Origin of the sequence: Cupriavidus sp. YR651 (genome assembly GCF_900101625.1) — a bacterium.
Lineage (GTDB): Bacteria > Pseudomonadota > Gammaproteobacteria > Burkholderiales > Burkholderiaceae > Cupriavidus.
In genome coordinates, this window is record NZ_FMYZ01000019.1 from 66,127 (window position 1) to 76,561 (window position 10,435).

General features: G+C 66.8%; 11 protein-coding genes and 1 pseudogene. 6 read left to right on the plus strand and 6 right to left on the minus strand.

The window, feature by feature from the left end; all coding sequences use genetic code 11:
- Positions 1 to 116 precede the first annotated feature (116 nt).
- The 5 genes from BLR29_RS29225 (at position 117) to BLR29_RS29245 (ending at position 5,288) form a co-directional block, all read left to right on the plus strand.
- A complete protein-coding gene (locus BLR29_RS29225) occupies positions 117 to 1,052 on the plus strand; it encodes a LysR family transcriptional regulator (protein WP_092142751.1) in 936 nt (311 codons plus the stop codon).
- Positions 1,053 to 1,180: 128 nt separating this feature from the next.
- The gene (locus BLR29_RS29230; RefSeq protein ID WP_092142754.1) at positions 1,181 to 2,653 is read left to right on the plus strand and encodes an aldehyde dehydrogenase family protein; all 1,473 of its coding nucleotides are present in this window, start codon (positions 1,181 to 1,183) and stop codon (positions 2,651 to 2,653) included.
- Between the two features lie 169 nt (positions 2,654 to 2,822).
- Positions 2,823 to 3,122 (plus strand): XapX domain-containing protein, encoded by a 300-nt coding sequence (locus BLR29_RS29235; RefSeq protein WP_092142757.1) that lies wholly within the window; start codon positions 2,823 to 2,825, stop codon positions 3,120 to 3,122.
- 42 nt (positions 3,123 to 3,164) lie between these two features.
- On the plus strand, positions 3,165 to 4,271 hold the full coding sequence (locus tag BLR29_RS29240) for a porin (protein ID WP_092142760.1): 1,107 nt from the start codon (positions 3,165 to 3,167) through the stop codon (positions 4,269 to 4,271).
- A gap of 60 nt (positions 4,272 to 4,331) precedes the next feature.
- On the plus strand, positions 4,332 to 5,288 hold the full coding sequence (locus BLR29_RS29245) for an MBL fold metallo-hydrolase (RefSeq protein WP_092142763.1): 957 nt from the start codon (positions 4,332 to 4,334) through the stop codon (positions 5,286 to 5,288).
- A gap of 34 nt (positions 5,289 to 5,322) precedes the next feature.
- On the opposite strand, the gene BLR29_RS29250 is transcribed toward BLR29_RS29245, so the two are convergent.
- A complete protein-coding gene (locus BLR29_RS29250) occupies positions 5,323 to 6,255 on the minus strand; it encodes a CDP-diacylglycerol diphosphatase (RefSeq protein ID WP_092142766.1) in 933 nt (310 codons plus the stop codon).
- Positions 6,256 to 6,290: 35 nt separating this feature from the next.
- Positions 6,291 to 6,524, minus strand: a complete 234-nt coding sequence (locus BLR29_RS29255) for a CDP-diacylglycerol pyrophosphatase (RefSeq protein ID WP_092142769.1) — start codon at positions 6,522 to 6,524, stop codon at positions 6,291 to 6,293.
- Between the two features lie 333 nt (positions 6,525 to 6,857).
- Between BLR29_RS29255 and BLR29_RS29260 the strand changes: the two genes are divergently transcribed.
- Positions 6,858 to 7,916, plus strand: coding sequence for a phytoene/squalene synthase family protein (locus tag BLR29_RS29260; protein ID WP_092142771.1), 1,059 nt, complete (start codon positions 6,858 to 6,860; stop codon positions 7,914 to 7,916).
- 50 nt (positions 7,917 to 7,966) lie between these two features.
- Here the strand turns inward: BLR29_RS29260 and BLR29_RS29265 are convergent, their stop codons facing one another.
- From BLR29_RS29265 to BLR29_RS29280, 4 genes and pseudogenes are all read right to left on the minus strand, one after another.
- Positions 7,967 to 8,287 carry a hypothetical protein gene (locus BLR29_RS29265; RefSeq protein ID WP_092142798.1) on the minus strand — a complete coding sequence of 107 codons (321 nt, stop codon included), beginning with the start codon at positions 8,285 to 8,287 and terminating at the stop codon, positions 7,967 to 7,969.
- A gap of 175 nt (positions 8,288 to 8,462) precedes the next feature.
- Positions 8,463 to 8,600, minus strand: coding sequence for a hypothetical protein (locus BLR29_RS32615; RefSeq protein ID WP_092142773.1), 138 nt, complete (start codon positions 8,598 to 8,600; stop codon positions 8,463 to 8,465).
- Between the two features lie 267 nt (positions 8,601 to 8,867).
- The gene (locus tag BLR29_RS29275; RefSeq protein WP_092142775.1) at positions 8,868 to 9,644 is read right to left on the minus strand and encodes a 3-hydroxybutyrate dehydrogenase; all 777 of its coding nucleotides are present in this window, start codon (positions 9,642 to 9,644) and stop codon (positions 8,868 to 8,870) included.
- A gap of 10 nt (positions 9,645 to 9,654) precedes the next feature.
- Positions 9,655 to 10,435, minus strand: a pseudogene (locus tag BLR29_RS29280) (GntP family permease); the annotation flags it as partial.

The following is a 10,435-nucleotide window of genomic DNA, read 5'->3' on the forward strand; positions in this document are numbered from 1 at the left end:
ACTGCACGAATCAATTTAATCCAATTAATCCTTGTTCGTTGACCGGTCATAATGCTAGCATTCGATCGACGCCTGAACGCGTCGCTTCACAACATTTCACACTGGTGGTTTCACAGATGGATCGCTTCCTCAGCTTCGAGGCCTTTGTTCGCGTGGCCGACACCTTGAGCTTTGCCGAGGCCGCCCGCCAGCTCGGCGTGACGAATTCCGTGATCAGCCATCGCGTGCAGCAACTGGAAAAGCACATCAACGCGCCGCTTTTCCACCGCAGCACACGGCACGTGCGGCTGTCCGAGGTGGGCGAGACGTACTACCGCCGCTGCGCGGAGATGGTGGCCGACCTCTCCGACCTGACCGACCAGATGCGCGACCTGCGGGCCTCCCCCGTGGGCCGGCTGCGTATCCAGGTATTGCCGGGATTCGCCATTCGCCATTTCGCGGCGATCCTGACGGCATTCACCAAAAAATATCCCGACATCGAACTCGACGTGGTAGTCAACGACCGCGTGGGCAATCCGATCGAGGACGGTGTTGATGTGTCGTTCCAGATTTTCCCGGCCCCGAATGATTCCCTGATCGAGCGCCGGCTGTTCACGGTCCGCCGCATGTTCTGCGCGGCGCCGGAATATCTGGAAAAACACGGCGCCCCCGTGCAGCCGTGCGACCTGACGATGTTGCCGGTGGCCCTGTATTCGGCCTACCCGACGCGCAACAAATGGAAATTCCTCAAGGACGGCAACACCACGGAAGTCGAGCTGAGCGCCAAGATGCGGACCAACTCGGTGCATCTGCTGCGCGACTACGCCCTGACCGGCGCCGCCATCGTCTGCCTGCCCAGCCTGGTGGCTGGCGACGAGCTGATGGCCGGCACGCTGGCACCCGTGCTGCAGGACTACGCGCTGCCGCCGCTATCGTTTTCGGCGGTCTATCCGGCCACGCAACGGCAGGCACTCAAGGTGCGTGTGCTGGTCGACTTTCTCGCCAGTTGCTTCCAGGGCGACCCACCCTGGGACGTGCCGCTGATCGAACGCGGCTGGCTGCCCGGCAACTGATCATTTGCGAACCGCGAATTGAGCAATCGCGGCTGCGCTGTTGATCACACGCGCCTGCCTGTCCAAGATGGCGTCACCCCCCACGCACGGGTGCGCGCGCGTCGCCCATCCGACAGGAAGACAGTGCAATGCAGAACCAGCTCTTTATCGATGGCAGATTTGTCGATGCCCTCGATGGGGAAACGCTCCCGGTGGTCAACCCACACGATGGGAGCCTGATCACCGAAGTCGCCGCAGCCTCGCATCTCGACGTGGACGTGGCCATCGCCGCCGCGCGGCGGGCGCAGCCGGCCTGGTCGCGCATGGCCGCCAGCGAGCGCGGCCGGCTGCTGGGCAGGCTCGCCGACGCCATCGAGGCCGACCGCGAAAACCTGGCGGGGCTCGAATCACGTGACACCGGCCACCCGATCCGCCACACGCGCACGCTGGATGTGCCACGCACGGCCGCCTGCTTCCGCTACTTCGCCGGCATGGCGGACAAGTGCGAAGGCAGCGTCATCCCCGTCGAGACGGGCTTCCTGAACTACGTGGTGCGCGCGCCGATCGGCGTGGTCGGGCAGATCGCGCCGTGGCACTTCCCGTTGATGTTCACGGGCTGGAAGATGGGCCCGGCGCTGGCCGCCGGCAACACGGTGGTGTTCAAGCCGTCGGAGCTGACGCCGCTGTCCGCGCTGCGCGTGGCGGAACTGGTGGCCGAAGCCGGTTTTCCGCCGGGCGTGGTCAATATCGTGACGGGCGACGGCAACACGGCCGGCCAGCGCCTGGCCAACCATCCGGACGTGGACAAGATTGCGTTTGCCGGGTCGACGGTAACCGGGCGCCGCATCGTGGAAGCCTCGCGCGGCAATCTCAAGCGCGTGCAGCTGGCGCTCGGCGGCAAGGGCGCGAACATCGTGTTCGAGGACGCCGACCTGGACGCCGCCGTGCAGGGTGCCGCGTGGGCCATCTTCCACCATCACGGCCAGGCTTGCATTGGCGGGGCGCGGCTGATCGTGCATGACAGGATCGCCGATGCGTTCCTTGAGCGCTTTGCCGCACTGGCGCGATCGATCCGTCTGGGCAACCCGATGGACCCCGAGACCGAGATGGGGCCGCTGATCTCGGCAACGCATCGCCATCGCATCCTGCATTGCGCCGATATCGCGCGCAGCCAGGGTGGGCGGGTGATCGCCGGCGGCAAGGCGCCCGACGATGCGGCACTGGCCAACGGGTTCTATGTCGAGCCGACGCTGGTGGAAGCGCAGCCGCAGCACCGCGCGGCGCAGGAGGCGCAGGAGGAAGTGTCCGGCCCGTTTGTGACGGTGACGCGCTTTTGCCATGACGAGCAAGCCCTGTCGATGGCCAACGACACGCCCCACGGCCTCGGCAGCGGGCTCTGGACGCGCGACCTGTCGCGCGCACATCGCTTTGCCCGCGACATCCGCGCAGGCATGTGCTGGATAAACTGCTGCAAGCGCGTTCACCCGGCCAGCCCGTTCGGCGGCATGGGCGAATCCGGCCATGGCCGCGAAATGGGCTTCGAGGCCATGCGCGACTACACCGAGGCGCGCTCGGTGTGGATCAACGTGGATGCCGGCATCCCACCGCATTTCGTGCGCTAGCGCTGGCCACCCGCTCACCCCGACGGCGCCAGCCTCGCTGGCCTCGGCAATCCCCCCGTTGACGCCATCGCTTGCGGTTCACGAACACTGTGCTCGGCGTTTGACGCGTAGTCGCGCCGGGCTGAAGCACCTACCATGCTCTCATCGCTATCCACGCATGGAGTTTCCGATGAAGGTCTACCTTGTCTCCCTTGGCGCCGGCATCCTGGTCGGCATTATTTACGCGCTGATGCAGGTCCGTTCACCCGCGCCGCCGGCCGTGGCGCTGATCGGACTGCTGGGCATGCTGATCGGCGAACAGGTGGTGCCGCCGATCAAGCGGATGATGGCCGGCGAGCCCGTGACGACCGCGTGGTTCCGGACCGAATGCGTCCCCAAGATCACCGGGACGCCGCCGCCGGCAACACTGGTCGCCCGGCGCGATGCCCCCGATGACAAAGCGCCGGAATCCGACCGCCCCGCGCACTGACATCCCGCACTGACATCCAACGCCACGCAGCCTTCCGCTCCGATGCCACGCCCTCCCACACCCCGCGCCCGGCTGGCGGCGCTCTGCCTGGCCGTGTCCAGCGCACCGGCCCTGGCCGACAGCAGCGTCACCGTCTATGGCCGCATCAACACCGCCATTGAATACAGCCGTGCCAGCACCGCCACGGATGGCACCGCGCTGGGCAGCGTGGTGCGCCAGACCAATAACCGCTCGGTCTTTGGCCTGCGCGGCGAGGAAGATCTCGGCGGCACGCTGAAGGCGGTCTGGCAGATCGAAAGCAATGTGTCGATGGATACCGGGCAAGGGCAGATCGCCGGACGGAATTCGCGCGTCGGCCTGCAGGGCGACTACGGCCTGCTGTTCATGGGCCACTGGCACACGCCCTACACAGAATCGACGATGGCGTACGACCCGTACTACCCGACCACCGCCGGCTACATGGCGCTGATCAGCAACGGTTCGACGTCAAGCTCGAACAACGTGGAAGACACGAGTTCCTTCGACCGGCGCCAGAAGAACATCCTGCAGTACCGCTCGCCGCAATGGGGCGGCGTGAGCCTGTGGCTGGGCTGGGGCTTGCCGGAAGAAAAGACCACCGTGCCGCGCAATCCGGCGCTGTACTCGGCCGCGGCGGTCTATGACCGTGGCCCGCTGAATGCCACGTTGGCCTACGAGATCCACCAGCACTACCAGGCTGCCGGACGCAACGACGACGCGCTGAAAGTCGGCGTGGCCTACCAGCTGTTCACCGGCACGCGCATCGCGGCGGTCTATGAACACCTGCATTACCGCACGGACACCGGCGACCTGCAGCGCAACGCGTACTACACGTCGCTGGTGCAGAAGCTGGGGCCCGGCAGCGTGCGGATCGGCTTTGCGTTCGCCGCCAACGGCTCGGGGTCGTCCGTCGACACCATCGGCTTCTTCCGGAGCGGCGCGGAAACCGGCGCCACGCAGCTGACCGTGGGCTACGACTATCCGATGTCGAAACGTACCGCGCTGTTTGCCTACTACAGCCGCATCGACAACAAGCGCAATGCCATCTACGATTTCGCGATCAACGAGCTGGGCATCCGTGCCGGGGCCGACCCGCAGACGTTCGCGCTGGGCATGCGGCACAATTTCTGACGCATTGACGATGCGGCCTGCGCAAGCAGGGCGCACGCCCTCATCCTCCTGGAGACACCGATGATCCGCACGCTTCGCCGCGCGCTGGCCGCTGCCACGCTTGCCGCCGCCTCCCTGACCGCCAGCGCCGCCGCGCCGCAAGTGGGCGGCGCATCGCCGGGCTTTGCCCGCACGCAGATCGGCGATGCGGAAATCACCGCGCTGTCGGACGGTTCCGCCGTGCTGCCGGTGGACCAGTTGCTGCTGAACATCAGCCCGGAACGGATCAGCCAGGCGCTGGCGTACCACCACCTGGCAGTGCCCACGCCCACCTCCTTCAATGGCTTCCTGGTCAACACGGGCGGCAAGCTGATCCTGATCGATGCAGGCGCCGGGCAGTTCTTCGGCCCCACACTGGGCAAGCTGGCCGACAACCTGAAAGCCGCCGGCTACCAGCCCGAACAAGTCGACGAAATCTACCTGACCCACCTGCATCCGGACCACGTCGGCGGCCTGCTCCGTCACGGCGAGCGCGTATTCCCGAACGCGGTGGTGCGCGCCGACCAGCAGGAAGTGGATTACTGGCTCAGCGAAGCCAACCTGAGCCGCGCCACCGGCGACGACAAGGGCTTCTTCGAGTCCGCGACTGCCGCGCTGGCGCCGTATCGTGCCGCCGGCAAGCTGCAGACATTCTCCGGCGATACGAACCTGGCCCCGACCCTGCGCGCCGTGGTCACCCACGGCCATACGCCCGGCCACACGATCTACGTGCTCGAAAGCAAGGGCAAGAAAATGGTGTTCTGGGGGGACCTGATCCACGTGGCGGCCGTGCAGTTTTCGCATCCGGCCGTGGCCATCAAGTTCGACGTCGATCCGCGCAACGCCGTGCGCCAGCGCAAGCTGGCCTTCGACGCCGCCGCGAAGGATGGCTACGCCGCCGCCGCCGCGCACCTGGCGTTCCCCGGCATCGGCTATGTGCAGAAGCAGAAGAACGGCACGGGCTACGAGTGGATTCCGCTGCCGCCCGAGGTCCGCTGAAACGGATCGGACGGCGCAAGGCTGGGGGCGCCCGTCAGCGCGCGGGTGCGGCCTCCCGCTCGCCAATTGGTTGCGCGCCAATTGGTTGCGCGCCGATTTGTTGCCCGCCGATTTGCCGGTCGCCGGCATGCTGCGCGCCGTCGGCTGGCACCCTGACGGTCGACACCCCCTCGGCAGGCCGCGCATCGGCCGGCAACGCACGGGCCAGCTTGCAGCCCCGGTCGAGGAAGTCGCTGGCATGGCCGGTGCTGCCGGCCGCCTTGTCCACCGGATCGTCGACGACGACAAACCCGGAGACCCCGCCGGGCTGCCGGACGTACGCCATGAACACGCCACGGTCGGCCATGCCGGCGGTGACCGGCGCGTCCTGGCCCTGCCTGACCACGTCGAACGGATTGACGGCCAGCGTCGGCTGCGTCGCGGGGATCAGGATCGCGCGCACGGGCCGGCCCCGGAAGCGCAGGTCGCGCCAGCGCGTATCGATGGTGCCGCTGCCGCCCGACAGGAAATCCCGGGCAGCCTCGCTGATGCAATCGAGATGGATGTGAAGCTGGTCCTGGCTGCGTGAGGCCTTCGAATTGATCGCGAGGCCCGGCAGGGTATCGGGCAATGGCTTGCCGACCGCGCGGGCCACGGCGCCGCGTGCGTCCCAGCCAAATGCCCACTGATTGGGCTGCACGGCATCGCCCCAGATGCGGGCATCGTCCACGCCCGTGACGGGCTGGTCGGGAATGATCAGGTAGTGGGATGCGCCGATGGCGTCCTTGTACAGCACAAAGCCCTGCTGGCGATCCACGACCACGCAGTCAGCGTGCGTCGGCGCCGGGGGCGTCAGGCAACGTGCCTGCACGTTCTTCCACAGCCCGTCCCGCGAGAAGCCGCCAACCAGTCTTTCCAGAAGGCTTGCATCGGCCCAAAGGGGGCCCGACATCGCCAGCAACAGGCACGACAACAGAAGGCGTTTCACGGAACGTCGTTGGGGACGGAAGCAGGCAGAAGCGGTCAGCGGGCGTTGCGGCCGCCGTAGTACGCGCCAGTCCGGGGATTGGAGATCAGATAGTCCTGGCTGCGGGCCCAGCGTTGGGCGGCCAGAAATGCCTCGGGTTCACGTTGACTCCAGTCGCTGACCATCAGCGGCGTGGCGTCCTCCTCGGTATTGAGGTAGACAGCCGCCTGGTGCAATGCGGCCCGGTCGCGGGATCCGGGAATCGTCGTGGTTCGAATCGTCACGCGCATCAGTGTCAATCCTTGAGCCCAGATACAGGAAATTATGCGCGCCTTGCCGTGACATTGCCATGACGGCGTGCGCGCCGGAATGCGCAGGTGGACCCTTCCCTTCCCGGACTGGTCAGACTGCCGCGCCCGGACTGGATTTCCGGCCGGAATGCGGAGTTTCCCGACGTGGCGCGCACGCCACGCCAGTTGGCACTTCAGGGGACCATGGCGATGACTACGCCGTCCAGGTGCCGATACCGAAGACGCCGGGGATGCCGGGGATGCCGGGGACACAGTGCTGGCGGCTACAATGCGCCTCTTGCCGCATCCGTCCAATCGTGTCCTGACCGCTCCATGCCAAATCCGAACCGGGCCTTCCTGCTGGGCCCGCTGCTGAAAGGGGTTTCCCGCTCGTTCTACCTCACCCTGCGGATCCTGCCCGCGGGCATGCGCGATCCGGTGGGCCTCGCTTACCTGCTGGCGCGCGCGGCGGACACCATCGCGGACACGTCGCTGATTCCGCCGGCGCAACGGCTCGACCTGCTGCTCATGCTGCGCCAGCGCGTCAACGGCATCGGCGACCACGGTGCGCTGGCGCAGCGCCTGATCGCGGAGGTCGCCAGCCAGCAGACGCTATCAGACGAGAAAGTCCTGCTGGAGTCGCTCGGGCCCGCGCTGGACGTGCTGGCGCAGCTTGACGAATCGGACCGCACCGCCGTGCGCGGCATCGTGACCACGCTCACCGAGGGCATGGAGTTCGATCTGCGCACGTTCCCCGACGAACGCTCCGGGCAAGTCGTGGCGTTGCCGGGCATGGCCGACCTCGACCGCTATACCTATCTGGTGGCGGGATGCGTGGGCGAGTTCTGGACGACCATGACGTACGCCCATTTGCCGGGCACGCTGAAGGAAGACCCTGCCGTGATGCTGGATCGCGGCGTGCGCTTCGGCAAGGCGCTGCAGATGGTCAACGTGCTGCGCGACTGCGGCAAGGACCTGCGCATCGGCCGCTGCTACCTGCCGACGGCGGTGCTCGCGCGCTTCGGCCTGCAGCCGGGGGATCTGCTGCATGCGAACAACTCCCGCCGCGCCCAACCCATGCTCTTCGATCTGGTACGCGTGGCGCTCGACCATTTCCGCGCGGCGATGGCGTACACGCTGGCCATTCCGCGCACCAGCCCGCGCCTGCGGCTGGCCTGCCTGTGGCCGATCCTAATCGGCCTGGAAACGCTGCTGCTGCTCGTCGACAACGACGCATGGCTCGACCCGGCCAGGGTCTCGAAAATCCGTCGCGGCAAGGTCTACCGCGTGATCGCCGGCTCGCTGGCGCTGATGGCGTCGGACCGCTTGCTACGCGGCTGGATGGAAGGGCTGATCGGACGCATTGAGGCGCGTCTGGCCCGACCGCAATAGAAAAGCCCCGCACAAGGCGGGGCTTCTCGTGCCGTGGCAAAAATTGCGGCTTACTGCGTGGCGGCGGCGGCAGCCGGCGCCTTCTTGTGCGACTTGCCGGACTTCTTGGTCGTGCTCTTCGTATCCGTCAGCGCTGACGACGTGCTCTGCTTCGCGCCCTGCGTGTACGGATCGAACTTGTCCCCCGAGCGCGCGGTGTCAGGGACGTAGCCATCCTTGTTGGTGGCGCGGGCCGGATCGGGGACGTAGCCGTCCTTGTTGGTCGTCCGCATGTTGTAGTCGTAACGGTCGGCAGGATTTGCCGGACCCGCCGCGCTTGCGATCCCGGGGACGAAAACCGCAACTGCCAAAGCCATGGTGATCAACTTCATGGATACCTCCTGCCAGTTCATTGAAATCATCGCGCGCGCAGGGCGCACGGGCCAACAATAAGCGTAGCTCCCCGATTTCCAAACCGCCATATCTCGCCGCGCATGCCGCGTGAATTCTTGCAAAGCAGCAAAACCATGCCCCGCGGTGTGCGCGGGGTGGCTGTGCTGGTTCCCGTCAGGGACGCAGCAGGTCGAAGCCGGCCAGCACCATCACGCCGCTCAGCGCCTCCAGGGCAACGGAGTCTTGTCCGAGTATCAGGATGGCGGCTGCGGTCCAGGCCGTGGCGCAGAAAAGGAGAAAGCGTTTGTTCATGATAGGGCGGCGGAAGCACCTCATCCGGTCGGGTCAGCCAGCCATTTGGGGACCGATCCGGCGCGATGCCGGGTCAGTATAAACCCTGAATTCGAAGTCAGCTTCGGTCGGTCGCGGCGCGGAAAATTGCGCTGCAAAAGGCATTTTTCGCTCCCACCATGCGGCGAATACTCAACCGTCGCCCAACAAAAAACGCGCCCTTCCGGAGCGCGTTTTTTGCATGGGGCGTGTGCTGCGCGAGGTATCGCGCAAGGTGCGATGGCAGCCCTATTGCGCGGTCCAGCCACCGTCGGCAGCCCATGCGGCGCCGCGCACTTCGTCCCCAAACGGCGAGCAGAGCATCAGCACCAGGTTGCCGAGTTGCTTCGGCGTGACGAATTGGCCGGACGGCTGCTTGTCGGATAGCAGGCGGGCTTGCGCCGCTTCCGTGGTGATGCCGTCGCGCGCCGCGATATCGGCGATCTGCTGCGCGACCAGCGGCGTCAGCACAAAGCCCGGGCAGATCGCATTGCAGGTGACGCCGGTGCGCGCCGTCTCCAGCGCCGTCACCTTCGTCAGGCCGACCAGCCCGTGCTTGGCCGCCACGTAGGCCGCCTTGCCCGCCGACCCCACCAGGCCGTGCACCGACGCGATATTGACGATGCGCCCCCAGTTGCGCGTGCGCATCTCCGGCAACACCAGCCGGGAGGTATGGAAGCTCGAGGTGAGATTGATCGCGAGGATGTCGTCCCACTTGTCGACCGGAAACGCCTCGATCGGCGCCACGTGCTGGATGCCGGCGTTGTTGACGAGGATGTCGACGCCGCCGAAGCGCTCGCGCGCCAGGGCGACCATGGCTTCGATCTCGTCCGGACGGCGCATGTCGGCCGGGTGATGCACGGCGCGCGCGCCGGCGGCTTCGATCGCGGCGAGCGCCGCGTCCACGTCGCCAAAGCCATTCAGGACGATGTTGGCGCCGGCCTCGGCCAGCGTGAGGGCGATGCCGAGGCCGATGCCGCTGGTGGAGCCGGTGATCAGTGCCGTCTTGCCTTGCAGGTTCGTCATGAGAAATTCCTTAGATGAGGCCGGTCAGGTAGAACACGGCGATCACGAAGAACACGGCCATCGTCTTGATGACGGTGATGGCGAAGATGTCGCGATAGGACTCGCGGTGCGTGAGGCCGGTGACGGCCAGCAGCGTGATCACCGCGCCGTTGTGCGGCAGCGTGTCCATGCCGCCGCTGGCCATCGATACCACGCGGTGCAGCACTTCCAGCGGGATCTGCGCGGCCTGCGCGCCCTGGATGAAGACGTCCGACATGGCCGCCAGCGCAATGCTCATGCCACCCGAGGCCGAGCCGGTGATGCCCGCCAGCGTGCTCACCGACACCGCCGCGTTGACCAGCGGGTTCGGGATGCTGCGCAGCGCGTCGCTCACCACCAGGAAACCCGGCAGCGCCGCGATCACGCCGCCGAAGCCGTACTCCGAGGCGGTGTTCATCGACGCCAGCAGCGCGCCGCCCACGGCGCCCTTGGTGCCTTCGGCAAAGCGCGAGCGCACCGCGCCGAACGCGGTCACCAGCACCACCACGATGCCCAGCAGCAGCGCCGCCTCCACCGCCCAGATCGCCGTCACGCTGGCGATCTTGGTCTCCACCGGCTTGGCCAGCCCCGGCAGCGACACGCTGTTGGCCTCGCCATACCAGAGCGGAATCATGCGCGTGAGCCAGAAGTTGGCCACGCCCACCACCACCAGCGGCAGGATGGCCAGCAGCGGCGGCGGCAGCTTGCCGCCCTCGACGCGCTGGGGTTCGTTGAGCAGGTTGGTGCCGTAGCCCTCGCCACGCGCGGCGGCC